This window comes from Hyphomicrobium sp., assembly GCF_009026145.1.
Taxonomy (GTDB): Bacteria; Pseudomonadota; Alphaproteobacteria; order Rhizobiales; family Hyphomicrobiaceae; genus Hyphomicrobium_A.
Genome location: NZ_WBUE01000022.1, coordinates 35,566 through 62,525, shown reverse-complemented (window position 1 = coordinate 62,525; position 26,960 = coordinate 35,566). Strand labels below are relative to the sequence as shown.

General features: G+C 65.2%; 24 protein-coding genes and 1 tRNA gene. 12 read left to right on the top strand and 13 right to left on the bottom strand.

Features of this window, described 5'->3' with window-relative positions; all coding sequences use genetic code 11:
* Positions 1-186: 186 nt before the first annotated feature.
* The 4 genes from F9K20_RS15745 to F9K20_RS15730 form a co-directional block, all read right to left on the bottom strand.
* Positions 187-768, bottom strand: a complete 582-nt coding sequence (locus F9K20_RS15745) for a hypothetical protein (protein ID WP_291003818.1) — start codon at positions 766-768, stop codon at positions 187-189.
* A 7-nt stretch (positions 769-775) separates the two neighbouring features.
* A tRNA-Met gene (locus tag F9K20_RS15740) sits at positions 776-852 on the bottom strand.
* A 366-nt stretch (positions 853-1,218) separates the two neighbouring features.
* Positions 1,219-1,548: a lipid-A-disaccharide synthase N-terminal domain-containing protein gene (locus F9K20_RS15735; RefSeq protein WP_291003886.1), complete on the bottom strand. Its 330-nt coding sequence runs from the start codon at positions 1,546-1,548 to the stop codon at positions 1,219-1,221.
* An 82-nt stretch (positions 1,549-1,630) separates the two neighbouring features.
* The gene (locus tag F9K20_RS15730; RefSeq protein ID WP_291003815.1) at positions 1,631-2,443 is read right to left on the bottom strand and encodes a glycosyltransferase family 2 protein; all 813 of its coding nucleotides are present in this window, start codon (positions 2,441-2,443) and stop codon (positions 1,631-1,633) included.
* A 175-nt stretch (positions 2,444-2,618) separates the two neighbouring features.
* On the opposite strand from F9K20_RS15730, the gene F9K20_RS15725 reads away from it, so the two are divergent.
* Together F9K20_RS15725 and pabB are read left to right on the top strand one after the other, a co-directional pair.
* Positions 2,619-4,109: a glycosyltransferase family 39 protein gene (locus F9K20_RS15725; protein WP_291003812.1), complete on the top strand. Its 1,491-nt coding sequence runs from the start codon at positions 2,619-2,621 to the stop codon at positions 4,107-4,109.
* Complete coding sequence (gene pabB, locus F9K20_RS15720; RefSeq protein ID WP_291003809.1) at positions 4,106-5,953, top strand: aminodeoxychorismate synthase component I; 1,848 nt, start codon at positions 4,106-4,108, stop codon at positions 5,951-5,953. The genes F9K20_RS15725 and pabB overlap by 4 nt, the downstream gene beginning before the upstream one ends.
* A gap of 24 nt (positions 5,954-5,977) precedes the next feature.
* Here the strand turns inward: pabB and F9K20_RS15715 are convergent, their stop codons facing one another.
* The 3 genes from F9K20_RS15715 to F9K20_RS15705 all read right to left on the bottom strand — a co-directional run bounded on the left by F9K20_RS15715 (position 5,978) and on the right by F9K20_RS15705 (position 8,393).
* A complete protein-coding gene (locus F9K20_RS15715) occupies positions 5,978-6,124 on the bottom strand; it encodes a hypothetical protein (RefSeq protein WP_291003806.1) in 147 nt (48 codons plus the stop codon).
* A gap of 135 nt (positions 6,125-6,259) precedes the next feature.
* Complete coding sequence (locus F9K20_RS15710) at positions 6,260-6,436, bottom strand: hypothetical protein (RefSeq protein ID WP_291003803.1); 177 nt, start codon at positions 6,434-6,436, stop codon at positions 6,260-6,262.
* A 160-nt stretch (positions 6,437-6,596) separates the two neighbouring features.
* Positions 6,597-8,393, bottom strand: a complete 1,797-nt coding sequence (locus F9K20_RS15705) for a hypothetical protein (protein ID WP_291003800.1) — start codon at positions 8,391-8,393, stop codon at positions 6,597-6,599.
* Between the two features lie 996 nt (positions 8,394-9,389).
* On the opposite strand from F9K20_RS15705, the gene F9K20_RS15700 reads away from it, so the two are divergent.
* Positions 9,390-10,286, top strand: coding sequence for an alpha/beta fold hydrolase (locus F9K20_RS15700; protein WP_291003798.1), 897 nt, complete (start codon positions 9,390-9,392; stop codon positions 10,284-10,286).
* 91 nt (positions 10,287-10,377) lie between these two features.
* On the opposite strand, the gene F9K20_RS15695 is transcribed toward F9K20_RS15700, so the two are convergent.
* Positions 10,378-11,019, bottom strand: a complete 642-nt coding sequence (locus F9K20_RS15695) for a DUF2147 domain-containing protein (protein WP_291003795.1) — start codon at positions 11,017-11,019, stop codon at positions 10,378-10,380.
* A gap of 344 nt (positions 11,020-11,363) precedes the next feature.
* On the opposite strand from F9K20_RS15695, the gene F9K20_RS15690 reads away from it, so the two are divergent.
* Genes F9K20_RS15690 through F9K20_RS15680 form a run of 3 tightly spaced genes read left to right on the top strand, consistent with a single transcriptional unit; the run spans position 11,364 to position 14,342 of the window.
* Positions 11,364-12,491, top strand: a complete 1,128-nt coding sequence (locus F9K20_RS15690; protein ID WP_291003793.1) for an ABC transporter permease — start codon at positions 11,364-11,366, stop codon at positions 12,489-12,491.
* Positions 12,488-13,240, top strand: a complete 753-nt coding sequence (locus F9K20_RS15685) for an ABC transporter ATP-binding protein (protein WP_291003790.1) — start codon at positions 12,488-12,490, stop codon at positions 13,238-13,240. Before F9K20_RS15690 ends, F9K20_RS15685 begins: the two co-directional genes overlap by 4 nt.
* On the top strand, positions 13,233-14,342 hold the full coding sequence (locus tag F9K20_RS15680; protein ID WP_291003787.1) for an efflux RND transporter periplasmic adaptor subunit: 1,110 nt from the start codon (positions 13,233-13,235) through the stop codon (positions 14,340-14,342). The genes F9K20_RS15685 and F9K20_RS15680 overlap by 8 nt, the downstream gene beginning before the upstream one ends.
* 378 nt (positions 14,343-14,720) lie before the next feature.
* On the opposite strand, the gene F9K20_RS15675 is transcribed toward F9K20_RS15680, so the two are convergent.
* The 4 genes from F9K20_RS15675 to bcsS all read right to left on the bottom strand — a co-directional run bounded on the left by F9K20_RS15675 (position 14,721) and on the right by bcsS (position 20,586).
* Positions 14,721-17,846, bottom strand: a complete 3,126-nt coding sequence (locus tag F9K20_RS15675; protein ID WP_291003784.1) for an efflux RND transporter permease subunit — start codon at positions 17,844-17,846, stop codon at positions 14,721-14,723.
* Positions 17,846-19,093: an efflux RND transporter periplasmic adaptor subunit gene (locus F9K20_RS15670; RefSeq protein ID WP_291003781.1), complete on the bottom strand. Its 1,248-nt coding sequence runs from the start codon at positions 19,091-19,093 to the stop codon at positions 17,846-17,848. Before F9K20_RS15670 ends, F9K20_RS15675 begins: the two co-directional genes overlap by 1 nt.
* Positions 19,090-19,731: a TetR/AcrR family transcriptional regulator gene (locus F9K20_RS15665; RefSeq protein ID WP_291003778.1), complete on the bottom strand. Its 642-nt coding sequence runs from the start codon at positions 19,729-19,731 to the stop codon at positions 19,090-19,092. Before F9K20_RS15665 ends, F9K20_RS15670 begins: the two co-directional genes overlap by 4 nt.
* A gap of 144 nt (positions 19,732-19,875) precedes the next feature.
* Positions 19,876-20,586: a cellulose biosynthesis protein BcsS gene (gene bcsS / locus F9K20_RS15660; RefSeq protein ID WP_291003775.1), complete on the bottom strand. Its 711-nt coding sequence runs from the start codon at positions 20,584-20,586 to the stop codon at positions 19,876-19,878.
* Between the two features lie 364 nt (positions 20,587-20,950).
* Between bcsS and F9K20_RS15655 the strand changes: the two genes are divergently transcribed.
* The gene (locus F9K20_RS15655; protein ID WP_291003772.1) at positions 20,951-21,382 is read left to right on the top strand and encodes a hypothetical protein; all 432 of its coding nucleotides are present in this window, start codon (positions 20,951-20,953) and stop codon (positions 21,380-21,382) included.
* An 85-nt stretch (positions 21,383-21,467) separates the two neighbouring features.
* Here the strand turns inward: F9K20_RS15655 and F9K20_RS15650 are convergent, their stop codons facing one another.
* Positions 21,468-21,950 carry an invasion associated locus B family protein gene (locus F9K20_RS15650; RefSeq protein WP_291003884.1) on the bottom strand — a complete coding sequence of 161 codons (483 nt, stop codon included), beginning with the start codon at positions 21,948-21,950 and terminating at the stop codon, positions 21,468-21,470.
* 413 nt (positions 21,951-22,363) lie between these two features.
* On the opposite strand from F9K20_RS15650, the gene coxB reads away from it, so the two are divergent.
* The 5 genes from coxB to F9K20_RS15625 all read left to right on the top strand — a co-directional run bounded on the left by coxB (position 22,364) and on the right by F9K20_RS15625 (position 26,953).
* Positions 22,364-23,347, top strand: coding sequence for a cytochrome c oxidase subunit II (gene coxB / locus F9K20_RS15645; protein WP_291003769.1), 984 nt, complete (start codon positions 22,364-22,366; stop codon positions 23,345-23,347).
* 75 nt (positions 23,348-23,422) lie between these two features.
* On the top strand, positions 23,423-25,042 hold the full coding sequence (gene ctaD / locus F9K20_RS15640; RefSeq protein WP_291003766.1) for a cytochrome c oxidase subunit I: 1,620 nt from the start codon (positions 23,423-23,425) through the stop codon (positions 25,040-25,042).
* A gap of 172 nt (positions 25,043-25,214) precedes the next feature.
* Positions 25,215-26,147, top strand: coding sequence for a heme o synthase (locus F9K20_RS15635; RefSeq protein WP_291003763.1), 933 nt, complete (start codon positions 25,215-25,217; stop codon positions 26,145-26,147).
* Between the two features lie 22 nt (positions 26,148-26,169).
* On the top strand, positions 26,170-26,322 hold the full coding sequence (locus tag F9K20_RS15630; RefSeq protein WP_291003889.1) for a hypothetical protein: 153 nt from the start codon (positions 26,170-26,172) through the stop codon (positions 26,320-26,322).
* A gap of 16 nt (positions 26,323-26,338) precedes the next feature.
* Positions 26,339-26,953 carry a cytochrome c oxidase assembly protein gene (locus tag F9K20_RS15625; protein ID WP_291003760.1) on the top strand — a complete coding sequence of 205 codons (615 nt, stop codon included), beginning with the start codon at positions 26,339-26,341 and terminating at the stop codon, positions 26,951-26,953.
* Positions 26,954-26,960 lie beyond the last annotated feature (7 nt).

Here is a 26,960-nt window from a genome sequence, read left to right as displayed (position 1 = left end):
TTTCTAGTCATGCGTCGCAAAATAGTGCACCCCACAGGGTCGAAAATCAACCGATTCCATGCTCTCCTTGCCCCAAATGGCTCGTTTGGGTCGAAAAACGCGGCATATCTAGGTTGAGAGGCGATTTTCATATGTTTCCGGAGGGCGTATTAGCCCGGATGGGCGCGCGGGCCGCTGATCAGAGGCTTACCTGGGGCCAGGATCTCCGCCATCATCAGAGAATGCCGGCGAGCCACCAGAACGCCCACCAGGGAAAGAGTCTTCCTGCGGGCTGCAGCGTCCTTCTGCCGGCGGCTGCGCTCCGATGCGGTTGCCTCGCTGGAAGGCTCCCGGGCGGAGCTGCGCAAGATCGACAGGGAGATCGACAGGGAGCTCGATCGTCTTGTCGATGCCATCGCCGGCGGCGCGCCCGTAATCAAGGTCAAAGACCGGATGATTGCGCTGGATGCCCGCCAGACCGAGCTTCAGGGCCTTCTTGCGGATGCACCGCAGCCGCGTGCCGTGCTCATCCATCCCCGGATGGGCGACCGCTACCGCGAAGAGGTCGGCAGGCTGCGCGAGGCGCTGGGAGATGAAAGCCGCCGCGAGGAAGCCGCCGAGATTATCCGGGGCCCGGTCGAGTGCATCGCGCTGAACCCGGCCGCTGATAGCGCCGGGACGAAGATGCTGACTATCGACCTGAAGGGCCACCTCGCTGGCATACTGGCGCTGGGCCAGGCGGCCAAAAAGACAAAGGGCGCCAACGGCGCCCCTGCTCTCGATCAGCAAATAAAGGTGGTTGCGGGGGCAGGATTTGAACCTGCGACCTTCAGGTTATGAGCCTGACGAGCTACCGGGCTGCTCCACCCCGCGTCACCTAACGAATGCTCCCCAAGGCAGCGACTGAGCCAGCATCTGCGGGGAGCGGCCGTCGCCTGCATCGGGGCGACGAGAAAAGCCGCCCGTCACCGAGCGGCTTCGATGGCGCGGCTTATAGCACAATTCGCGCCTCTGTGAAGCCCGCCGGCGGGCCTCTCCGCAACCTTTGTCTCGTCCTGGCGTTTTGCCGCGTGAGGCCCGGCTTTACGGCGAGGAACATGGGTACGGGCGGCGCGCTTTTCAATCGAGGATCCCCGGAGATGCTCGACCCCCTCAACACGAATTTCCGTCGCCGCGCGCCGTCTGGAGAACCCTCGTCGGCACCAAGAATGAGCCGCATCGGATGCAAAATAGCAGCCGTCAAGCCCCACCCGGACCGGCGGCGGCTCCCGCCGCGGCCGCCCCGCCGTTCGCCACCGCCTTGTTGTGGGTGCGGATGAAGTAGATGTTGCGGGAATAGATGATGAGGCCCATCGCCTGCCCGAGCATGAACACCGGGTCGAGCCGGTAGATGGCGTAGGCGAGCAAAAGCGCGCCGCCGAAAAGCGAGAAGTACCAGAACGTCTCCGGCACGATCGAGCGGCGGGCGCGCTCGCTGGCGATCCACTGCACGATGAAGCGCATGGAGAACATCAGCTGCGCGATGAAGCCGACGGCCAGCCACGCCTTCTCGGTAGCGGGCGTCGACATCCACCACTGGCCGAGCACCGCAACGAGGTTGTGGAGATGATCCATTTGTGAAAGTCCCCCGGCGCAGATGCTCTGGGCTGCTCTAGGTCTTGTCGCCGGCGCTGGCCCGCGCGCCGTCGTCGTTCACCGGTTTGAGGCGCATGGCGATGTCAGCCACCGTATGCATCTCCGGATGCCGCTCCACGATGCGCGGCACCTTCGTTCGCCGCCGCAGCCACGTTACCCCGATAAGGTCATAGAGCCCGACCAGCGCGCGATTGAGGTTGCTGTACTTCGACACCCCCGCCTGCCGCGGCCGGTCGCTGACCGGCACGTAGGCAACCTTGCAGCCGTACGTCTGAAACAGCGCCGGCATGTAGCGGTGCATACTGGTGAAAAACGGCAGCCGCAAGAACACCTCGCGCCAGTAAACCTTGATGCCGCAGCCGGTGTCCGGGCAGTCGTCCTGGAGCACGGCATCGCGGATCCAGTTGGCGGCTCGCGAGGCCCAGCGTTTGGAGCCCGTATCCTGGCGCTTGGTTCTTATGCCGCCGACGAGCGAGGGGCCATCGCTGCCCGGCATGGCCAGGACCTCGAGCAGGCGCGGAATATCGCGCGGGTCGTTCTGGCCATCGCCGTCCATGGTGGCGATGATCGGGCTCGTCGCCGCTAGCACGCCCGAGCGCAGTGCCGCGCTCTGCCCGCTGCGGCGGTCGTGCCGCAGGTAGCGCAACCCGTGGTATTGGCCGGAATCGATGAGCGACTTGATCTCGCCTGGTGTCGCGTCGTCGCTGGCATCGTCGACGACGATCACCTCGGCGAGCCGCTGGGCGGGCACCGCCGCGTAGGTTTCCTCGATGAGGCGGCCGATGTTGCCGGCCTCATTGAGTGCTGGAATGACGACGGTGACGCGCATCAAGTACCCCTATCCCACAGGACTCGCCGCGACGCCCCCTCCATAGCCCGTAAGCGGCGCTAAGGATACCAGTCTTCACGACGGTCTTCCAACCTAGTAAATGAGCCGCCATGATGTCCTTCGCGGACGGCTCCCCCTAAAGCACGCGGTTACGAAGCGCCCAATGGACGCGCCCATGTCATTCTCTACCGGCCTCTCATCGAGCAGCCGCGACGTAAACTGGCTCGCCGTCCTTTTGAGCGGGCTCGCTGCGCTGCTGGGCCTGCGCCTTGTCGCGCTCTACGTGAACGGCACCGACCTGTTCTTCGACGAGGCACAATACTGGGCGTGGAGCGAGGAGCCGGCGCTCGGCTATTTCTCCAAGCCGCCGCTGATCGCGTGGGTCATAGGCGCAGCGACGACGGCCTGCGGCGCCGGCGAAGCGTGCGTGCGCTTGCCTTCGCCGCTGTTGCACACGGCGACCGCGCTCGCCGTGTTCTGGCTCGGGCGGCGCCTCTATGACGCGCGCATCGGCGCCCTGGCGGCGCTGGCCTTCGCCACCCTGCCGGGCGTGTCGCTGTCGGCCGGGCTGATCTCCACCGACGTGCCGCTGTTGCTCTGCTGGGCCTTGGCGCTCGTCGGCTTCGCCGCGCTCATCGAAACGGACAAGGTGTGGCCAGCGCTGCTGCTCGGTGCCGCCTTCGGCGCCGGGCTCAATGCCAAGTACGCCATGGCCTGGTTTCTGTTGTGCGCCGGCGCCTACATCTTCATGACGCCCGAGCGCCGCGCCGTGCTGCGCGACTGGCGGCTTTACCTGGCGCTGGCGATCGGCGCGCTCATGATCGTTCCCAACCTCGCCTGGAATTACGCGCACAGCTTCGCGACCTTCGCCCACACCGCCGACAACGCCAACTGGGGCGGCTCGCTGCTGCACCCTAACAAGGCGCTGGAATTCTTCGCCGCCCAGTTCGGTGTGTTCGGACCGATCCTGTTCGGCGCCTTTCTCGTCATCGCCTGGCGCGCCCGGCGCGAGCGCCTGCCCGATCCCGACCGCCTGCTGCTTTCCTTCTCGGTGCCGCTCATCGCCATCATCCTCGTGCAGGCGTTCCTGTCGCGCGCGCACGCCAACTGGGCGGCACCGGCCTACATCGCAGCGAGCGTGCTGGTCGTCGCCACCATGGTGCGCGAGGGCGCCTGGGGCTGGCTCAAGGCGTCATTCGCCTTGCACGCCGTAGTTCTGCTGCTGCTGATCGTCGGCACGGCGACCGCCGGGCGCCTGCAATTGCCGCTGCAGCCCGATCCGTTCGCACGCACGCTCGGCTGGCGCGAGGTTGCGGAGGCGACGCGGGCCGAGCTGGCGCAGGCCGCCGCTGCCGGCAAGCCGTTCGCCGCGGTGCTGAGCGACGACCGCGCCCTGACCGCCGAGCTGCTCTATTATTTGCGCGATGAGCCGACGCCGATCCTCGCCTGGCGCCAAGGTGCGCCGCACGATCACTTCGAGCTGACTCGTCCGTTTACGGCCTCGACGCCAGCCCCGGTGCTGTTGGTGCGCTCCGACGAAGGGCCGGGGTCCGCCGCCGCTTCTTTCGCCAGCGTCAATAGGATCGCTGCCAAGGTGCTGCCGGCAGGCCAGAATGCGCAGCGGCATGTGACGTTCTATTCTCTCGCGGGGTACAAGGGCCAATGACCGCGCATACAACGCGCGAAGTGCCCGAGCGTCCTAGCGAGGAGGCTGCGGCGCTTTCGCAGACGTTCGTCCTTCTCGACAACAACTCCGGCTCGGGCCCGCCTTCGCTGCTGTTCTCCGAGCCGCTAGACATCGTTGCGGCGTGGACGCCGCAGGAGGTGCCGGCGGCGCTGAAGCGCATAGAGGAGGGCGTTGCCAGTGGGCTCTATGCCGCCGGCTTTTTCGCCTACGAGCTCGGCTACGTGCTGGAGCCCAAGCTCGCCGCGCTGCTGCCCGACAAGCGCAACGTGCCGCTGTTGTGGATCGGCCTCTACAAGGCGCCGGCCGAGATGACGAGCGCCGACGTCGAGCAGTGGCTGGCGACGCACACGCGTTCGGGCTCCTTCCATTTCACCGACGTGACGCTGGCCTGGGACGAGGAGGAGTACCTTCAGCGCTTCAACGAGGTGATCGAGAAGATCCGCGCCGGCGACATCTACCAGCTCAACCTCACCTTCAAGGCGCGCTTCAAGCTGTCGGGGTCGCCGCTGACGTTCTTCCTCGATTTGCGGCAGAAGCAGCGCGTCGCCTACGGCGGCATCGTCGACACGGGCGAGGTGACGGTGCTGTCCGCTTCGCCCGAGCTGTTCATCGAGCAGGAGGGACGCACCGTCTCCACGCGGCCGATGAAGGGCACGGCCCCGCGCGCCGGCACCGAGGAGGCCGATGCGCTGGCGCGCCGGCAGCTCGCCGAGGACGTGAAGCAGCGCGCCGAGAACCTGATGATCGTCGACCTCATGCGCAATGACATCGGCCGCATCGCCGAGATCGGCAGCGTCAAGGTCACCGACCTGTTCACGGTTGAGACGTTCAAGACCCTGCACCAGATGACGTCGGGCGTGCGCGCGACACTGAAAAAGGGGGTCGGCACCGGTGAGCTCTTACGCGGCATCTTTCCGCCCGGCTCGGTCATCGGGGCGCCGAAGATCCACGCCATGGAGCTGATCCGCCAGCTCGAGACCGAGCCGCGCGGCGTCTATTGCGGCGCCATCGGCTACATCTCGCCCAAGGGCCGCTCGTTGTTCAACGTGGCCATCCGCACCGCCGTCATCTTCCGCAACGCCGACGGCGAGATGGGCATCGGCTCGGGCGTCGTTTTCGATTCACAGGGGCCGAAAGAGTACGCCGAGTGCCTCTTGAAGATGAAGTTCCTCACCGATCCGGTGAAGCGCTTCGAGCTGATCGAGACGCTGCTGTTCGATCCCGAGCAGGGCGGCTTCACGCTGCTCGAGCGGCACATCGCGCGGCTTGCCACCTCGGCGCGCTACTTCGCCTTCGCCTACGACGAGCCTGCCGTGCGGCGGGCGCTCGAAGCAGCCGTAGCCGGCGCCACGGGGCGACTGCGCGTGCGTTTGCTACTGGCTGAAGGCGGTGAGGTCACGGTGACGACGACGCCGCTGCCGCCGGCCGATCCAAACGCCGTCATGCGCTTTGCCGTATCTACGACGCGCGTCGACAGCAGCGATTTGTTCTTGTTCCACAAGACGACGCGGCGTGAGCTCTACGATCGCGAGTGGCAGGAATACTCCGAGCGCTTCGGCACTGACGAGGTCGTCTATCTCAACGAGCGCGGCGAGCTGGCCGAGGGCAGCCGCACGACGATCTTCATCGAGCGCGATAGAGAGTTGCTGACGCCGCCGCTCGCCGCCGGGCTGCTACCGGGCACCTTGCGTGCAGAGCTGCTGGCCGAAGGCAAGGCGCGCGAGGCTGTCCTGACGCTCGCCGATCTCGAGGCGGCGGATGCCGTGTTCCTCGGCAACTCGGTGCGCGGTCTCGTGCCGGCGCAGCGCATCGATGCCGGTTGAGCGGCGCGCCGAGCTCAATTCTGACTACTTGATGACGGTTTGATCCGAGGCGACGGCGCCGACCTTGGGATCGGTCACCACGGCCCCGCCGAGCATCGCCGCGAGCAAAAATGCGAACGCCGCCACGGTCAGCACGGCCGCAATGATGATCTCGCGCGAGGAGCGGCGCATGCGGTCGGCGTATGAATCAAATTGATCAAGTTTCCATTTCATAGCGCGAGAGATTGGCTATCGCGCACGCCAAAACCAGAGCGCTGAGTGCCGCGCGACAGAAGCGCACACAAATGGCCTTATGCGAGAAGGGTTCTAAAGACCGCGCATGATGCAGCCGAGCACGAGGATGACTTGCGCCAGCAGCAGGGCCCAGAACTCGTTACCGGTAATGAAGGGGATCTCGGCTCCGAAAAACTTGATGATCAGCACCGTGACGGTGAGAATGACCGAGATCATGAACGTCAGGATGCCAGGCGCTTTCAATCCCATTTTGAACTCCCCTCGATGCCCCTTTGTGAGCGTCCCAACGAGGAACGCCGCCCGAGCCGACGCTGATTCGGAAGGCCCCCGTCGGCTTATAGCAGGGGCAATTCCGTCTGGCACTCCGGCGATCACTAGGCTGGGGATGGCTTGCGGTTCGGCCGCGCCGCTATGCTGCAGCGCGTCGACGCGGGTGCGCAAAAAGGAGGCGGTGCAGCAGCAGCAGCACGATCAACGCGAGCAGCAGCGCGGCCACAATCAGAGCTGGGTGCTTTTCCCAAAGCAGAATTGGGCTCACGCGCCCGTCGACGACGAGGCGCACGTCCTCGCTGATAGCCGTGGGGTCGAAGGTGGCGCCGGTGCGCAGCATCATGCTGACGGCGGCGGATTGGTCGGCGCTGGCGACCACCGCTTCGCGCACCCGGTCGGAAGCCAACGCGTGGATCTTCGCCGGGTTGGCGGCGATGGCTTGCAGCACCCGTTCGCGCGGCTCCTTCTGCAGGCCCGTGAGGTAGCGCGACAGGCTCGACAGCTCATCCTCGGTGAGGCTGCGCGCCAGGGTCTTGAGGTCGGCGTCCCGCAATTCGAACAGGGTATCGCGTGCGCCGCGATCGATGGCGGCGAGGCGCACGATGGCGAGCTGATCGTCGAGTGCCAGCAGTCGTTGCAGCGAGGCGCGGCTGAGCTGCTCTGGAGTTGTGCGGCGATAGAGGCTGAGCTCGACAACCTTCGGCAGGTTGTCGCCGGCCAGCGCCGACCATTTCAGGCCGGCGTCGATTGAACGCATTTCGCGGGCGATCTCCATGGCCGGCGCGGGCAGCGCGTTGACCGCCGTGCCGAGCGTGCCATCCTCGAGGCGGCGCAAAAGTCCGGCTTCACCCTCGTCGGCGAGAATGAGCGCCACCACCTCGTCCAGCCGCGGCAGCGCAGCCGGAGCGAGCGAATCGAGGAAGGTCTTGAACTTCTCGTTGCGCTCGGCGAGGCCAAGGGCTTCGGCATGGGCGCTACGGAAATCGCGCCAGATCTCGATGATGCGGTCGGCCGTCGTCGCCCCAATTTCCTGGATGTGGCCGGAGATCTGCTCGGAGAAGGTGCGCGCCAGCTCCTCCTTCACCTTGTCCTTGTTCTCCTTCGACTTCATCTCGGTGGCGACGATGGGAAGCACGCCGTTGCGCAGGTCCCAGATATCCTTGGCGATGAGCACCAGGCCGATGCCGCCGGCTACCACGGACACGAGGCGCGCCAACACGCTGCCGACGATGCGCTGGCCGACGCGTGCCGTCATGTTGGCGAGCTGGCGCCGCATCATCAGCACCGCCGCCCCGGCGATGCCGCCGCTCGATTCGCGCAGCACCGCGCCGGGCGACATTTCGGCTGCCCCCTTGCTGGGGTCGATGGCGATGTCCTTGCCCGCGTCACCGATGACCGCGCGCGCGGCCGTCTCGCCGTAGCGGGCGCCGACGAAGGCCTTGAGGCAGGCGAGCGCCGGCTCGGCGGCGTCCGCGGTGGCGAACTCCATCTGCTTGCCGACCTCGCTGCCGACGCCGACGGCGAGCTGCTCGAGGGCGGCCTTGATGGCGTCGGAGCGATAGACGCGCTCGGCGACCGCGGTGGCCAGCTCTTGCGCCTTCTGTTGGCTGGCGAGCGACTGAAGAAGGTTGGCCCAGCTCGTCTCCCTGCGTACTTCCTCGACGGCGAGGTCGACGCGCTTGTCGACGATTTCGTCCATGCCGATGCGGCGCCACTGATCGCCGACCGCGGCGCGGTAGTCGACGTTAGCGATGCCGGCCCGCAAGGCACGCACCGAGATGCCCTGAATAGCCGCTTTGAATGTTGCTTCCTCGCGCGCCTGACAGGCCTCGTACTCGGCCTTGGACAGCGGTTGCGCGGCTGACGGGGCGACCTGTCCCACGGCGATGGCGAAGGCGACGAAATGGGCAATCAGGCTGCGAACGTGGGCGAGCAACGCAGGTAAGTCCTTTGGTCCGCAGCCGCTCCCGTCCGGCGCCTGCACTTAATCATCTAACCACCTCGACTATGGGGTGTCGATTGCGCTGGCAGCGTGGCGTTCGAGGTCAGCTGCGTGCTCTTTCCTGCCGGGGCAGGCATGGCTCTCTGCAGGGCTGCACGGGTGGCGCGAGCGCCTGCTGAGGTTTGCGCGCCGGGAGGGCGTCGGCGTGCACGCCGGCCGATCACAAATTCTTTCACGACTGCACGATTTTTGCCGTCGCTGATGAGTGCAATTGCCCGACGGGTGGTATGTGCATTACTGTTCTACAAAGATCCGAGCGCGCCGCACTGCCGCCTTAAATGTGGCGGCGGCACAACACAAGGTTGAGTGATTAAACATGTTTGCAGCGCAGTAATTCGCAAGAATCGCGAACGAGCGTAGACTTAAGCACATTCTGCTAATTAGGAAACGGCGTTATTTCAAGGCCTTCTACCGCCGTGCAGCAAGAGCGACGAGACCTGAGCATTGCCTGTGTCACGCGTTCCGGCTCACGTCGGGGTGGCAGAGCGCCTGACACGCTTACGCCATCCTTTCGCCCCAACTCATTTCGAGAAAGCGCCCGCCTGACGGCGCCGTCGCCATTGCCGTCGCGCGTCGAAAGGCGGGAAGGCGCAAGGGCCCGGCAGGCACAGGGGCTGAGCATTAGCGCCGGCTGCGGCAAGGTGACCAATCGAACTTCGCAGCCGTTCCGGCCAGTGAGTCAGTTCCACCTCATCTCGTGCTGTGCGGGCACGGGACCTCATCCAAAGCGGCGGCTTCTCCATAAGGGCGTCGAGCCGGCAAACGAGCGGCATCGGCTCCCAACCGAGGAAACGAAAAAGAGAGAGTTTCAGCGACAAGCTCGGGTCAGCGCGGACTGAAGCCTCGCGCGGACCGGAGTCTGTTCGGGATCAATTGACTTCGTCTAGTAAGCGAGCGAGTTCAGTTTCAAAGATGAAAAGCACCGAGAAAATGAAGGCAGCTTGGGGTAGCATTTTTGTTCCCGGGGGGCGCAACGGCGTACTGCTCGTGCACAGCCTTGGCGGCTCGCCTATCGAGCTGAAGTTCGTCGCTCACACGCTGGCCCAACTGGGCTACACGGTCTATTGCCCTCTGCTTCCTGGTCTCGCGGGCGGAACCGACGTTTCCGGTCTGTCGAGCTGGGAGGACTGGTACGCCGCTCTCGAGCGGGCGCACGATGAGCTCACCCAGCAGTGCGACGCGGTCATCGTCGGCGGCATGTCGGCCGGCAGCATGCTGGCGCTGCGCCTCTCCGCGCTGCGCCCCGAGAAGATCCACGGCCTGATGCTGTTCTCGCCGACGTTCTGGCCGAACGGCTGGGCCATTCCGTGGTACTTCAGCCTGTTCCGCCTGGTGAAGCACAAGTGGGCGGCGCGCCTGTTCAAGTTCCGCGCCCGCATGCCCCACGGCATCAAGGACGAGCGGCTGCGCAGCTTCATCCTCGACAGCGTGCAGTCCGAGACGGACTCGATCGAGGATCTGTTCGCGCGCGGCGGCGGCCTCGTGCTCGAGTTCCGTCGCCTAGTGCGCAACGTCAAGCCGCTGCTCGGCCAGATCAAGCAGCATGCGCTGGTGTTCCATCCGCGCAACGACGATCAGAGCGACCTGACGAACACCTTGCGCCTGCAGCGCCGTCTCGCCGGCATCGTCGAGGTGTGCGTGCTCGACGACTGCTATCACATGGTGACGCTCGATCGGCAGCGTCCGATCGTGATGGAGCGCGTCAAGGAGTTCGCCGACCGGCTCACCACGCGGCTCGACAAGCTGCGGGCCGAGGAGGCCGTCGTCACCGCTGCCAACGCGCAGCAGGGCAAGGGCCGCGGCGAAGGTCGCGGGGCGACGACCTGATCGACAAGGCGCACGGCACCGCCTCGACAGATGAAAAGCCCGGCATAATCGCCGGGCTTCTTTATTCTCCCGAGATCGCGTCGTGTGCCCGCTACTGCACGACCTGCGGGCGCACGGCGGGCACCGGGCGAGGCGCTTTCAACTGCGGCAGCGAGTTCGCTTGCGTGGCCTTCTTGGCCACCACCGCGCGCGCCTCACCGGAAGTCGCCCGCACCTCGCGCGGCTGATCGCAGCGCGGTAGATCGGCCGGCGCGCGCCGCCAGGTGAACGACTTGGAGAAGAGCTTCACGCCCTTGTAGCCGGTGAGGATCAGCCGATCGCGGGAAGCGAGCTCGATGGCGGCGTCGAACGCGGCGCCCTGCTCGGGATCGTAGACCCAACCGTTGTCCCAGCCGCCGCTCACGCGCTGCAGGGAGCCGAGGACCGGCAGCCCGCAGATGGGGCGCTTGCGCTTGGAGGGCTCGGGATTGTAGCCGTCGGTCAGCGGCTCACCGCGCCTGTTGTTCGGCTCTTTCAGCCACACGATGAAGCCGCACAGTCGATTGGCGCTGGCGCCGGAATCGCCGCAGGGACGAATTTCCACGGCGCCCTTGCCCGTGTGGTTGATCCAGATGCCCGCTTCGACGGCCGGAGCGGCTTCTGCCGCCCCTCCGACAAATCCGAGCAGCAGCCCGCAAACCGTTGCAGAGGCCCAATTTTTCAGGCCCGTCGGGGGGAGAAGATCATGACGCATGGTGGCATCACCAATATTGTGCCAGAGATTGAGATCGCAAATAGGCTTTGAAAGCGGCGAAAGCTGGTCGGAGGATCAGGGCGCCGCATTGTCTCGGCGGAACAAGGTGTAGAAGACCTTTCCTTGATCGCTCCATCTTACCCCTTTCTTGACCTCTTCGCGTTAACGCACAGTGAGTGCGCTCGGCCACTCACGTTTCTAAATGGAGCGCTTTCGCGTTATACTTAGGCAACTCTTAAGCATGAGTTCGCCTTTTCGAGGCCAAGTTCGCGGGCTACCAGCGGCGAAAGCCGCGCTGTCGGCGTACGGCCGATGCCCTGCCCAACTCAGTGCGGAACCGATCTATGATCCTGACGCTTGCCTTCCGTAATCTGTTCCACGACCGCATTCGTCTGGCGGTTACCCTCGTCGGCATTTTGTTTTCGATCGTCCTGGTCGCTGTACAACTCGGGCTGTATCTCGGCGCGAGCAACATGATCACCGCCAACATCGATCATGCCAAGGCCGACCTGTGGATTACCGTCTACGGAGCCAAGAGCTTCGAGGACGGCGGCATGCTGCTGACCTCGCGCGAGCGGCATCAGGCGCTGGCGACGCCGGGCGTTAAGGCCGTGATCCCGCTGATCGTGCGCTTTGCCGAATGGCGTAAGCCGGAAGGCGGCTCGACGCGCGTTGTCATCGTCGGCACCGATGCCGAGGACGGCGGCCTGGAGCCCTTCAACCTGAAGGAAGGCACCTGGGAGGACATCAAGGCACCGGAGGCCGTTGCCGTCGATCGCACCTACTTCAACGAGCTCGGCATCAAGGGCATCGGCGATACGGCACAGATTGCCAACGGCCGCGTGCGCGTGCGCGCCATCACCGATGGCGTTCGCTCGTTCACCCAGTCGCCATACACGTACACGACGCTCAACCGCGCCCGCAGCCTGTTCGGGGACAGCGACGGCACCACGTTCTATCTCGTGCAGCTGCAGCCGGGCGCCAATGTCGAGAAGGTGCGCCAGGATCTGCAGGGCCGGCTCGAGGGGGCCGAGGTCCTCACCCAGGCCGAGTTCCGCGACCGCAGCCTGAAGCAGTGGCTGTTCCGCACCGGCGCCGGCGTGGCGCTGATTGGCGGCGCCCTCCTCGGCAGCCTCGTTGGCACGGTCATCGTGGCGCAGACCCTGTATTCGAGCACCAAGGACCACCTGAGCGAGTTCGCCACCCTGCGCGCCCTGGGGTCATCGTCGGGATATATTCACCAGGTTATATTGGCGCAGGCCGGCATCAGCGCCGTGGTCGGCTATGCTCTCGGCATTTCGATTGCGCTCACTATTCTGGTGCTCAGCAGGAACACCGCCTTGCCGATGGTGATGACGCCCGGCCTGGCGTTCTGGCTGTTCACACTGACCGTCGGCATGTGCGCCATCTCAGCCCTTTCGGCGATCGTCAAAGTCACCAAGATCGATCCTGCAACGGTATTCAACAAATGAGCCAAGAGCCCGTCCTCGAAGCCATCGACATCGTCAAGGAGTTGGGCTCAGGCGCCGCCAAGGTGCGCGCGGTGAAGGGCGCCAGCCTGACGCTCGTGCCCGGCGAGCTGACGCTGCTCATGGGCCCCTCGGGCAGCGGCAAGACGACCTTGCTGTCGATCCTCGGCTGCATCTTGTCGCCCACCTCCGGCACGCTGCGCGTCGCCGGCGTCGACACTTCCAATCTCAACGCCGAAGAGCTGGCCGATCTGCGTCGCAAGCACATGGGCTTCATCTTCCAGTCCTACAATTTGTTCCCCACGCTCACCGCACTGGAGAACGTACGCATCGCACTCGATGTGCGCGGGCAGAAGGGCTTCGCCGCCGCCAACCGCGCCGAGGAGGTCCTGCGCGATGTCGGCCTCGCCTATCGCTTGAAGAGCTATCCTGGAAATCTCTCGGGCGGCGAGCAGCAGCGCGTGGCGGTTGCCCGCGCCATCGCCTCATCGCCGTCCATCGTGCTCGCCGACGAGCCGACGGCGGCGCTCGACGGCGAGAACGGACATGCGGTGATGGCGCTACTCGCCCGCATCGCCAAGGAGCAGCACCGCAGCGTTCTGGCGGTCACGCACGACCCGCGCACGCTGAGCTACGCCGATCGCGTCGTGCGCATCGAAGACGGACGAATTGTCGGCGAGGAGCGCCGGCCTGAGGGCCTCGATGCCCCGGAAATTGCAGATCTTACAAAGAGACGGAAGGCCCATGCTTAATAAGGTCAATCCCACGGTCATCACCCTCGGTATTGCCGGCATCCTGGCAATCGCCGTCGGCTTTTACGTCAACAGCGTCAGCTGGGGTCCGGTCGCCGAGGAGAAGACCACTCAGGCGACGTCCAGCGACGCAAAGAAGCCAGCCAACGACGTCACGACCGCCGCCATGCGGCCGACGTGGGCCGCCTCGGCTACCGGCCGCGTCGAGCCGAAGAGCGGCGAGGTGCGCATCACTGCCGAGGTTCCGGGTCGCATCGTCGACATTGCGGCCGCCCTCAACGATCAGGTGAAGGCCGGCGATGTGCTCGTACGCCTCGACGACGACGACGCGATCACCAAGGTCGTCGGCGCCAACGCCGAGGAGAAGGTGCGCGTGCGCGAGCGCAACGAGGAAGATGCGCGCGGCTTGCAGCAGGAGCGGCGCAACGCCGAGGATGCGGTCGCATCCGCCGAGCGCGCCGTGTTCGGTGCGCAGCAGGAATATGACGACGCGCTCGATCAGAAGCGCAACGGCAGCGGCACCGATGACGCGGTCGACAAGGCACGCACCAAGCTGGACGATGCCAAGAAGAAGCTCGCCGACCAGCGCGCCAATCTTGCCTCGGTGAACGCCAAGTCCGGCATGCCGCTGCCCACGCGGCTCGAAGCCGCTCTCGCCGTCGCGCGCGCCGAGCTCACCGCCGCCGAGCTCGGCGTCGAGCACACGCGCATTCGCGCGCCGTTCGATGGCACCGTGCTCAACGTTATTGCCAAGGAAGGCGAAGTGGCGACTCCCTCGCCGGAGAATACCCTCGTCGTGTTCGGCGATTTGAGCACCATGAAGGTGCGCGCCGAGGTCGAGGAGCGCGATGCCGCCAAGATTCGCGTCGGCCAGCGCGTCGTGGTGCGTGCCGACGCCTACCCGGATCAGGACTTCGAGGGGCGCGTCACCTCGATCGCCCAGTCGCTGTCACCGCCCAACATCCAATCGCGCGGCCCTCGGCGTCCGAACGACGTCGAGGTGTTGGAGGCGATGGTCGAGCTCGACGGCCTGCCGCCGCTGCTCACCGGCATGCGCGTCGACGTATTCTTCAAGCACGACGCCACGGCTTCGACGAAGTAAGCCGGCCGACATCTTTTCAGAGTATGCGCGGGCGCATCGTGATCGATGCGCCCGCTTCGCTTTGAGGGGCTTGCATACCTGTCGCGAGTGACGGTGTCAGCCGGAGCGAGACCCGGGAACCCGGCGGAAGGCGTGCCGGCTCGCTCGGGTGTCATCCTCGGCTTTAGGCCGAGGACCCAGCCAGCAACCCGCGCCGCCGTAAGAAGGTGACTGTGAGAGCGACACGGGCCCTCCACCGTCATTCGTCCGGGATGCCAAATGCGCGATGCTGGGGGTGGCGCTTCACGTCACTTAGCCTCTCCCGTCATGGCGAAGCCATGCTCCGCATGGACGGGAGAGGTTAGGTGGCACGCCCGTCGCGTGCCGTTTCGACCGAGCTTACTCGGCGGGGGTGGGCGCCGGATGTGCCGGTGCGGCGGGCGTTGATTGCGCCGCGTGCTCCGGGGGCTCGTCGGTCGGCCCGATGAAGCGGCCGAAGATCCACCACACGAGACGGCCAATGTCGTCCATCACCGTGAAGAATGACGGCACGAAGATGAGCGACAGCACGGTGGAGACCAGGAGCCCGCCGATCACCGCGATGGCCATCGGCGAGCGGAACTCGCCGCCATCGCCGAGCGCCATGGCGCTCGGGATCATGCCGGCGACCATGGCCAGCGTCGTCATGACGATGGGACGCGCGCGCTTGCGGCCGGCGTCGATCACCGCCTCGAAGCGCGGAATGCCCTTGGCCACCTCCTCGACGGCGAAGTCGACGAGCATGATAGCGTTCTTGGTGACGATGCCCATGAGCATCAGCAGGCCGATATACACGGGCATGCTGACCGAGTTGTTGGTGGCGAGGAGGGCCAGCACGACGCCGCCGAACGACAGCGGCAGGGACAAAAGGATGGTGACCGGCTGCGCCACGCTGCCGAACAGTAGCACCAGCACGCCGAAGACGATCATTAGGCCGGTGCCCATGGCGGTCATGAAGCCGGTAGCCACCTCGTCCTGGATCTCGGCGTCGCCGGAAGGTTGCAGGCGGACGCTGGCGGGCAGCTTCTGCTCGTCGACGACCTTGAGGAAGGTCTCGCGCGCGCTGCTCATGGCGTAGCGGGATTCGAGGTCGACGCCGATGACGGCGCGACGCTCGCGGTCGTAGCGGTTGATGGAGCTGGGGCCGCGCCCGAACGTGACATCGGCGACGGCGGCGAGCGGTATGGCAATGCCGCTGGAGTTGGTGACGCGCAGGTTCTTGAGGCGCTGCATGTCGGTCCGCGCGTCCTCCTCGATTTGCACGCGGATGGGGACGAGCCGGTCGCCGGCGTTGAACTTGGCGAGGTTGGCGTCGATGTCGCCGATGGTGGCGACGCGGATGGTCTCGGCGATCTGGCTGGGGGCGACGCCGAGGCGTGCCGCGGCGTCGAACTTCGGCACCACGCGCAGCTCCGGACGATCGATCGCCGCATCGGCGGCGACGTTGGTGAAACCGGGTACCTGGCGCAGCGCGCCCTCGAGCTTGCGAACCGCGTCGCCCAGTTCCTCGCCGTCGTGCGAGAGCATGGAGAAGGAGAGCTCGCGCTCGCCGCGCTCGTTCACGTACCAGGCGCGCGTGTCCGGCACCTCGGCGAGCTTGTTGGAGATGATGACCTTGAGCGCCTTCTGTGGCAGATCGCGCTCGCTCTTCGGCAGAAGGTGCACGAACAGCGAGGCCTTGCGGACCTCGAGACTGCCGGTCGGCGTGCTGCCGCCCAGTGCAAACACGCTCTCAACCTCGGGAATGGTCCTGAGGACATCGACCATCTGGTCGGTGGTGACGCGCGTATCCTCGAGCGTTGCGCCGGGCGGCAGCTCGACGGAAACGACGACGCGCGAGGTATCCTCGTCCGGCATGAAGCCGGTGGGCAGCAACGTGGTGGCGTAGATCGAGCCGGCAAACAGGCCGAGGCCAGCGACCAGCGTCAGGTACCTTACCCGCAACGTGGCGCGCAGGAAGCCCACGTAGGCGCGCATGACGAGGCCGTCGCCCTCGTGCTTGGCGGGCACCGGGCGCATGAGGTAGGCGGACATCATCGGCGTTATGAGGCGCGCGACCAGCAGCGAGATCAACACGGCGACAGCGACGGTGAGGCCGAACTGGCGGAAGTACTGGCCGGCGATGCCGCCCATGAAGGAGACGGGCGAGAAGATCGCCACGATGGTGAAGGAGATGGCGATGACGGCGAGGCCGATCTCGTCGGCCGCCTCGATGGAGGCGCGATACGGCGACTTGCCGGTGCGCATATGGCGGACGATGTTCTCGATCTCGACGATGGCGTCGTCGACGAGAATGCCGGTGACCAGTGTGATGCCGAGCAGGCTGACGAGATTGAGCGAGAAGCCCATCAGCTGCATCGCCCAGAATGTCGGGATGGCGGAAAGCGGCAGCGCCACGGCGGCGATGAGCGTCGCCCGCATGTTACGCAGGAAGAGGAGCACGACGAGCACGGCCAGGACGGCGCCCTCGATCAGCGTCTCCATGGCCGAATTGTAGTTGCCGCGCGTGTAGGCGACGGCGTCGTCGATCTTGGTGAGGCGGACGTCCGGATACTGTTCTTGCAGCTCGGCAAGCTTGGCGTTGACCGCGTCCGACACCGAAAGCTCGCTCGCGCCTTTGGAGCGGAATACGGCGAAGGTGACGACGGGCTCGCCGTTGAGACGGGCGAAGGAGCGCTGCTCCTCGGCGTCGTCGATGACGCGTCCGAGGTCGGACAGGCGGACCTGCCGGCCGCCCGGCAGGAGAATCTTCGTTTCGGCGAGGTCATCGACGCGCCGCGCGCCGGCCAGCGTGCGGATCGCCTGCTCCTGGCCACCCACCTCGCCGCGGCCCCCACCGAGATCGACGTTGGTGGCGCGTACCTGGTTGTTGACCTCGGCGGCCGTGATGCCGAGCGCCAGCAGCCGATCTGGATCGAGGAGCACGCGCACCTCGCGGTCGACGCCGCCGAAGCGCTCGACGCGGCCAACGCCTTTGAGGCCCTGCAGCTGGCGCTTGATCACGTCGTCGACGTGCCAGGAGAGCTGCTCGAGCGTCATGCCGGGCGAGGAAGCCGCGAATGTGAGGATCGACTGTCCCTCGACGTCGATGCGCTGCACGATCGGCTCGTTGATGTCGCGCGGCAGCTCGAGGCGGATCTTGTCGATCGCGTCCTTGACGTCGTTGAGGGCGCGGTCCTGGTTGACCTCCAGGCGAAACTCGATGACCGTTTGCGACTGGCCATCGGTAACCGTCGACACGATGTGCTTGACGCCGGTGATGTTGGCGACGGCGTCCTCGACCTCCTTGGTAACCTGGCTTTCGAGCTCGGCCGGCGCGGCACCGGACTGGACGACCGTGATCGAGACCAGCGGAATGTCGATGTTCGGAAAGCGCGTCACCGGCATGGTCACGAAGCTGATGACGCCGAGCAGGGTGAGCACCGCGAACAGCACGATCGCCGGCACTGGCCGGCGGATCGACCAGGCCGAGATGTTGAGACGCATCACTTGGCCTCGCTTATCTTCGAGTCGGGCATGACGGTGCGCACGGCATCGCCGTCGCGCAGGAAGGTGCCGGCGCGCGCGACGACGACATCTCCGTCGCTGAGCCCCTTGCGAACCTCGACTAGACCTCCGGCGATCAGCCCGGTATCGACGTCGCGACGCACGACGCGCCCGTCGCGCACGACCTGCACGAAAGCGCCGCCGGTGTCGAAAATGACAGCCGCCGAAGGCACGGCGAGACCATGGCTTTTGGCGGTCTCGATGGCTCCGCGCGCGAACGTCCCGATGCGCAGACGCGGATCATCGCCGAGGAATACGCGCACGCGGCCGAGGCGGGTCTGCTTGTCCACCTCCGGTGACACCAGACGCACGATGCCGTCGACTTCTCCGACGCCGGCGACGCTGATGCGGGCCTTCTGCCCGGCCGTCACCTTGCTGAGCTCGGTCTCGATCACCTCGGCGTCGAGCTCGACCTCGCTGCGCGCGACAATGCGGAACATCGGCTCGGCGGCGGACGCGGCCATGCCGCCGATGCGCGCCGTGCGGCGGCTGATGAGGCCGTCGGCGGGTGCCGTGACGGCGGTATTGGTGCGCTTCCACGCCAGCTCGCGGCGCTGTGCCTCGACTTGACGCTTCTCGGCCTCGGCGAGCCGCAGCCCATCCTGCGCCGCCTTGAGCTGAGCCGCGGCGCTCTTTGCCGCCGCCTCGCGCTGGTCATAGGTCGTGCCGGAGAGGTAGCCCGATGTCTTGAGCGGCTTGGCGCGCTCGAAGTTGGCTTGCGCCTCGGCAAGGCGGGCAGAGGCCTCGGTGATCTGGCTCTGCGTCTGCGAGATGGCAGCCTCGGCGCGGGCCAGCGAAGCCTCGTTCTGGGCCAGCTGCGCGTCGAGGGATTCCTGCACGAGGATGGCGAGCACGTCGCCCTTCTTGACGCGATCGCCCTCGTCGACTTTCAGCTCGAGCACGCGAAAGCCATCCACCTCGGGGGCGACGAGAATCTCATCGCGCGGCACGAGCGAGCCCGAGACGGCGACCTTCTCGGTGAAGTCGGCATGCGTCGCCTTGGCGACCGATACCGCGGGTGGCGGCGCGGCGGTTTCTTTCTTGTCAGCGGCCTGCTGGCGCGCGGCGTGCCAGTCGCTGAACGCGGTAAGATACGGCACGAGCTGCGGCGCCATGTGCGGGGCGAGGAAGAACCCGGCGCCGGAGATGCCAACCAGCACTGCGAGGGCGAGGAGCAATCTCTTCATTGGCGCTTCTTCTCCGCCTTGTCGGATCCTGCTGCATTTGCCTCCGGCCTGGCGTTGAGCAGCTTGCCAATGAGCGCCATGGCGGCCGGCACCAGCGTCTTGGCGTCGAAGTTGGGGTCGAGCGCGCGGCGCATGAACATGCCGTCGCCGATCATCGTAAACACCTTGGTGAGGGTCGGAATGTCGAGATCAGGGGCAATGCGGCCCTCGGCGGCGAGCCCGGCGAATAGCCTCTCGAAGCTCTCCTCGACGAAGCGATCGACCGAACGATAGATCTCACCGACGCGCGGATTGCGGATCGACTCGAGGCCGATCTCCAGGCACATGGTGCGCTTGTGCGCGGGCTCATCGTGGAAATAATGGTCGCCGAGCTTGGACAGCGCTTGCATGAAGTCCGGCGCCGCCGAGACCTCGGCAAAGCGCTCCGCGAAGTCGGATCGGTCACGCTCGGCAAGACCGGCGATCAGGTCTTCCTTCGAAGGGAAATAGACGTAGAGGGCGCCAGGGCTGACCTGTGCTTCCTTGCAGATGTCCTGCATCGTCGTGCGGTGAAAGCCGGCGCGCGCAAAGCAGATTTCGGCGGCGTCTAGGATGTGCTCGCGGCGGGCGCGCTGGGTGGCTGGCTTGAGCTTTGGCATCGGTGGGTCGGGTTAAGAGCAGCTGACCGGGTGTGTTATGGCGGCACAACACAAAACGAACAACCGTTTTGTTTGCACCCTATCATGGCAGGGTGATGGCGCCATGTCGCGCGCGTTACAGGTGCTCGCCGGGCGCGGCGGGGCTCAGAACTGGGTCAGCCAGTTGACCGTGACGTAGGGGTCGCGGAGCGATTGGGCATCGTCCAGAAAGCGGCCGGCAAAGCCGCCGGCGAGCGAGAACTCGCCCCCATTCCAGGCATAGCGGGCGAACAGGCCGGCACGCGCATCCTCGCCCAGGTCGTTGGCATTGAGGCCCGCTTCGATCCCGAGTGAGGCGTCGGCCCAGACGCGGTAGCCGCTCCGCAGGCGGGCGGCGGAGGTCTGGTGCGCGCTGGTCCAGGAGAGGTCTACCGACGACCACGCCGAGGCGCCCATGTTGATCCAAAACTCGGCGACGAGCTTGGGACCAACCTCCTGGCCCTGAACGGGATTTTCTGGATCGAGCGGTGCTACGTCATGCTCGATGGCGGCGATGCCGACGAACCCCTTGGCAGTCAGCGGGCCGAGCCGCTTGAGGTAGCCGACGAGCGCCTCGGCATAGGCCGTCTCGGCGGTAAAGGTCTGCAGCTGCGTGCGTCGCTCGCCGACGTACGTGTAGCCGCCGTACCCCCCGGCGACGCGCAACCGGATACCCTCGCTGAAGATGTCGCTGTGCGGGGCAACGGTGATCCCGGAGTAGACGAGCCAAACGTGACTGGCGGCGTCGACGCCGGCCCAGATCTCGCGCCAGCCGGGGGCTGGATTGGGCTTGGGATCGGCGTGAGCATCGAGTGGAGGCGCAGAAAGGGCAGCCATGGCGAGGAGCCTCGCCATAAGCCGACACCAGTCCCTTGGAAATGCCCCCGGCATACGCGAACGCGGAACAGACGATAAATCGGGTAAAAATAAACTGTGGATTAACCATAGAAAGAACGATGTACAACTTTAAGTCAATGCAATTCTGGTGCATGCGCGCGTCATGTCCGCGGCGCGCCGCGATGATGAATCTGCGACACGCGCTGATTCGCACCTGTGCATAGCGTCATTTTCTGTCATCCTGCGGACAGCTTCGCTTGCTAAGATTTCATTCGTAAGGTTGCTTCAAACCTTCAACGGAGACGGCCTCTGGCCCCGGCTCCCCCGCCGCAATCAGGCCGTCCACACCTAGGGAGGACGTACCATGGTTGCTCATGCGTCGAATTCGCATGCAAACGGCAAATCCCCTGCTCACAGCGCTTTTCAGATGTACTTCGGCGGCCTCGAGGCTCTTGGTCAGGCTTACGATCCGTTCCTGAAAAGCGTTGCCCGCACTCAGCTGGAGGTGCTCGGCTTCCTTAATCGCCGCGCCCAGGCCTACATGCAAATTCCGGCGCGTGCTGCGCAGTGCCGCACGCCGCAGGACCTCGTCAATGCTGGGGCGCAGTTCTGGCGTACGGCCTATGAGGACTACACGGAGAGCGTTGGCCGCGTCACCAACGCCCTCGCGGCCGTGTCGCTACCGAACTTCGCGGCCATCTCCGAGGAAGCGCTCAACGCGCACGACTACATCGCCTTCCCGGAGACCAAAGAGCACGCCGGCAGCAGCCGTGCGCGCGAGCGCAAGGCGGCGTAGACGATCCGCGACGCGACCAGCCCTTGTTATTAGCCGGCGGCGCACCTTGCGCCGCGGACGAGGTTCGTTTGGCCACCGCCGCGACCTATTTCAACTCAGCCAATGCTTCCTTGAAACCGTTGAGCGAGATCGGAATGCCGATCCCCGCCTCCTCCGCCTGGAAGATGATGAAGATCGCCGTCTTGCCGTTCTTCAGCTGCTCGATCAGCGGATCCTCGACCACCACCTGCGCGTAGCAGGCGAACGTGTGGCAGCGCAAAAACGGCGCATGGCCCACATCCTTGTCATCGATCTTCAGCCCCAGGCCCGGCGGCAGCAGGATGCCGAGCGGTGCGAAGACGCGCAAAACGCGCGTGCCGTTCGAGAACTTCTGGAAGTAGACGGTAAGGCCGATGTTGTCCTTGTCTTCGGCGGTGACGCTCTGCACCAGGGCGCAAACCTCGTTCTTGGCGCCGGGCGGGGGGTCCTTGCAGACGATCTGCCAATCGCCGTGCTGCGACTTGACCGTGCCCTCCTGCGCGCTGACCGGGGCCGCGCAGACGAGTGCAGCGGAGACAACAGCGGCCACCTGGAAAGTTCGGCGGCGTGCGGCGAGCGCGAGCGAGCCCAGTGCGCTGCGGCAAACTGCGCCGACAGCCGAGTAGATATTATGCACGCGCTGCTCCTGAGGTCTGCGCCGGCGTCGGGTCCGACGCGCTGTCGTGGTGTCCCCGGAATCGGGCCAAAGTTTGGACCTGACACAGGTCAGACTCCGCCGATGCGAGACCGAATTTTTGTTGCGCCACAACGCGTGGAAATGCCGCATTAAGCTTGACTTGAGCCATGGAAGTCGATTGTGCTCTTAGTTGAGCAGGGGACATGCGTCCTGCGTTTGGCGGCTTCGGCACCGGCGCGGTTGTTGCGGGCGAACTGGACTAAGAACAGCGCCCGTCGTGGGGAGGGTCTCGGCCAACGAGCCGAGCAGCACTTGGGAGCGGATGAATGTTGAGACGACTGCTTTGCTCGGCACCTGCCGCAGCACTTGCAATGCTGTTGCTGGGGGCTTCGGTTGCGTGGGCCGGCATGGGCCAGCCCTCGCCGGGCGAGATGGGACTTCAGGCCGCCGCTTCGCCGGTCGCCGAGGAAATCCATAAATTCTACGACTTCGTCAACATCATCATCGTAGCGATCGCAGTCTTCGTTTTGCTGCTCCTCATCTACGTGATGTACCGCTTCAATGAGCGGTCGAACCCCACGCCGTCGGCGGTCACCCACAATACGGCGCTCGAGGTCGCATGGACGGTAGTTCCGATCCTCATCCTTGTCGCCATCGCCATCCCCTCCTTCCGCCTCCTGCATCTACAGTATAGCTACCCCAAGGCAGATTTGACGCTGAAGGCGACGGGCTATCAGTGGTACTGGGAGCACGCCTATCCGGAGCTCGGCATCTCGTTCGAGAGCCGCATGCTCGACGACGCCTCGCGCGAGGAGCTGATCGGGCAGAACCTGCCGGCCCCGCGCAATCTGGCCGTCGACAACGAGGTCATCGTGCCGCTGAACAAGACGGTCAACACCCTGGTCACGGCGGCGCCTGACGGCGTCATTCACGACTGGACTATTCCTTCCTTCGGCTCGAAGGTTGACGCAGTCCCCGGCCGCATCACCTCCACCTGGTTCAAGCCGACCGTCGAAGGCATCTTCTACGGCCAGTGCTCGGAGCTGTGCGGCAAGGATCACGCTTTCATGCCGATCGCCGTTCGCGTCGTGAAGGAAGAGGTGTTTGCGGCCTGGACGGATGCCATGAAGCAGGCCAACGAGGTCGGCAAGTCCGCCAGCGGCGAGAAGGACAAAGAAAAGCGCAAGCAGCTCCTGCAGCAGAAGAAGGAGCTGCTCGAGAAGGCCAAGGGCATCGTCCGGCAGGCGGCTCTTGAGCAGGCCGGTGTGCGCCAGTTCGCCAAGACCGAAGGCGCCTCGCAGGCCAAGTGATCACATCGCACGCAATCACGAATGAGATCCGGGTGAGCCCGGCAACAACACACTGACGGACAGGGCGAACGCACAATGGGAAGCACGGCACATACCGCACATGCCAGCCACGACCACACGCCCACTGGGCTGGGGCGCTGGCTGTTCTCGACGAATCACAAGGACATCGGAACGATGTACTTGGCATTCGCCATCATCAGCGGCCTGATCGGCGGCGCCTTGTCGGTAGCGATGCGCCTCGAGCTGCAGGAGCCGGGGCTGCAGTATTTCGCCGACGGCCACATGTACAACGTGTTCGTCACCGGACACGGTCTCATCATGGTGTTCTTCATGGTGATGCCGGCCATGATCGGCGGCTTCGGCAACTGGTTCGTGCCGCTGCAGATTGGCGCGCCGGACATGGCGTTCCCGCGCATGAACAATATCTCGTTCTGGCTGCTGCCGGCGGCGCTGACGCTGCTGCTCATCTCACTATTTGTCGAAGGGCCTCCGGGCGGCCTCGGCGTCGGCGCGGGCTGGACCGTCTATGCGCCACTCTCGACCTCCGGACATCCGGGTCCGGCGATGGATTTTGCCATCCTGTCGCTGCACCTTGCTGGCGCCTCCTCGATCCTCGGCGCGATCAACTTCATCACCACCATCTTCAATATGCGCGCTCCCGGCATGACGCTGCATAAGATGCCGCTGTTCGTGTGGTCGGTGCTGGTGACGGCGTTCCTCCTGCTGCTGTCGCTGCCCGTTCTCGCCGGCGCCATCACGATGCTGCTGACGGACCGCAACTTCGGCACCTCGTTCTTCAATCCGCAGGGTGGCGGCGACCCGCTGCTCTATCAGCACCTGTTCTGGTTCTTCGGGCATCCCGAGGTCTACATTCTGATCCTGCCGGGCTTCGGCATGATCAGCCACATCGTGTCGACCTTCTCGCGTAAGCCGGTGTTCGGCTATCTCGGCATGGCCTACGCCATGGTCGCCATCGGCCTCGTCGGCTTCATCGTGTGGGCCCACCACATGTACGCCGCCGGCATCAGCGTGAACACCCAGGCCTACTTCGTGTTCGCGACCATGGTCATCGCGGTGCCGACGGGCGTGAAGATTTTCTCGTGGATCGCCACCATGTGGGGCGGGTCGATCAGCTTCCGGGTGCCGATGCTTTGGGCGCTCGGCTTCATCTTCCTGTTCACCGTGGGCGGTGTGACGGGGGTCATGCTCTCCAACGCTGGCGTCGACCGCGCACTGCACGACACCTACTATGTCGTCGCGCACTTCCACTACGTGCTGTCGCTCGGCGCCGTGTTCGCCATCTTTGCGGGCTGGTACTACTGGTTCCCGAAGATGTCGGGCTACATGTACAACGAGGCACTCGGCAAGCTGCACTTCTGGCTGACCTTCATCGGCGCCAACGTGCTATTCTTCCCGCAGCACTTCCTCGGCCTGTCGGGCATGCCGCGCCGCTACGTCGACTATCCTGACGCGTTCGCCTTTTGGAATGGCGTCTCGTCGGCCGGAGCCTATTTGACGGCGCTCGGCACCCTGGTGTTCCTCATCGGCGTGCTGCTCGCCTTCATGGGCCGCCGCGTAGCGGCTGAGAATCCTTGGGGCGCCGGCGCAACGACGCTCGAGTGGACGCTGCCTTCTCCGCCGGCATTCCACTCCTACGAGACGCTGCCGCGCATTCAGGCCACCGAGCATCACTGAGGCTGGGCTAAGACACGAATGACAACGGGCGGGGCAAGAGCGTTCCGCCCGTTGCACTGAGGGAGGTGAAATTCTGGGCCGGCCGCTACCCGCGTAGGTGGAGCGCCGGACCGGCAACGCCAAGCAGGACCTCTCAGCCGAGAGGCCGATGCGCGGCGAAGGGTCGAGTGAGATGCAAGGGACGCCGTTAAACAGCGATATCGGCCACCTCGGTCCCGTCAGCGGGTCGAGCGTAGGCGACTTCATCGAGCTTCTGAAGCCGCGCGTCATGTCGCTTGTGGTGTTCACGGCGCTCACCGGCATGGTGGCGGCTCCCGGATCCATTCATCCCGTGCTCGGCATCATCGCGCTGCTCGCCATCGCTATCGGCGCCGGCGCCGCTGGCGCGCTCAACATGTGGTACGACGCCGACATCGACGCGCGCATGGCGCGCACGGCGGCGCGTCCCATTCCGCGCGGCCGGCTGACCCCGGATGAAGCGTTGAGCTTTGGCTCCGTGCTGTCGGTATTCTCGGTTCTGACGCTCGGCGTCCTCGTCAACTGGACGGCCGGCATCCTGCTCGCCATCACCATCGGCTTCTATCTGTTCATCTACACGATGTGGCTGAAGCGCCTGACGCCGCAGAACATCGTCATCGGAGGTGCCGCCGGATCCTTCCCGCCAATGATCGGCTGGGCCGCGGTGACCGGCAACGTCAGCATCGAAAGCGTGCTGCTGTTCCTCATCATCTTCATGTGGACGCCGCCGCACTTCTGGGCCCTCGCGCTCTATCGCTGCCGCGACTACGAGCGCGTCGGTGTTCCCATGCTGCCCGTCGTTTCCGGCGCCGCCGAGACGCGCCGCCAGATCTGGCTCTACTCGCTGGTTCTGGTGCCGCTCGCCATGCTGCCCTCGGCGATTGGTCTCGCTGGCATCGTCTACACCGTCAGCTCCGCAGTGCTCGGCGCTGTGTTCCTCTATTTGGCTTGGCGTGTGCGCAAGATTACCGAGGGCCGCGAGGCCGATGCCGTCGCCAAGCAGCTGTTCGGCTTCTCGATCCTCTATCTTTTCCTGCTGTTCGCGGTGATGCTCGGCGAGCACGCCGTGGCGCGGTTCCTGGCGTGAGGATCGAGCGGTGGCGTTGGTCATGAACGGGATGAGTGACGACGAGAAAGAACGCCAGAGGCGGCAGCGCATGCGCTCGCTTGCCATCGCGTTGGCGCTCGCCGCCTTCGTCGTGCTGTTTTACGTAGCGACCATCGTCCGCCTTGGCGGCAACGTGTTGAACCGGGCGATCTGAGGGCGCTGGAGCTTCGATGACCGCAGGCAACGGCCAGAATGACGGGAAGCAGCCGGCGGCCAGGCGCCATGGCGCCGTGGCAGCGGTTTGCAGCCTGCTCGTGCTGTCGATGGCCGGCCTATCCTTCGCGGCCGTGCCGCTCTACCGCCTCTACTGTCAGGTGACCGGCTACCAGGGCACTACGCAGCGCGCCGACAAGGCCTCCGCCGTCGTTCTCGACCGCACCGTGAAGGTGCACTTCGATGCCAACGTCGCCGCCGAGTTGCCGTGGAAGTTCGAGCCCATGCAGTCGGCGCTCAATGTGAAGGTCGGCGAGAACACGCTCGCCTTCTACAAGGCCACCAACACGTCCGATAAGCCGACGGTCGGCACGTCCGTATTCAACGTCACGCCCGATGCCGTGGGCATGTACTTCACCAAGGTGCAGTGCTTCTGCTTTACCGAGCAGCGCCTGGAGCCGGGCCAATCGATCGAGATGGCGGTGTCCTTCTTCGTCGATCCGGCCTTCGCCACGGACGAGGAAACGCAGCGACTATCCGAGCTGACGCTGTCGTATTCCTTCTATCCGGTGACAGCGCCGAAAAAGGCGGAAGGGCAAGCCGCGGCCGCTACCACGGGCAGAGGCGGATGAAGGTTTG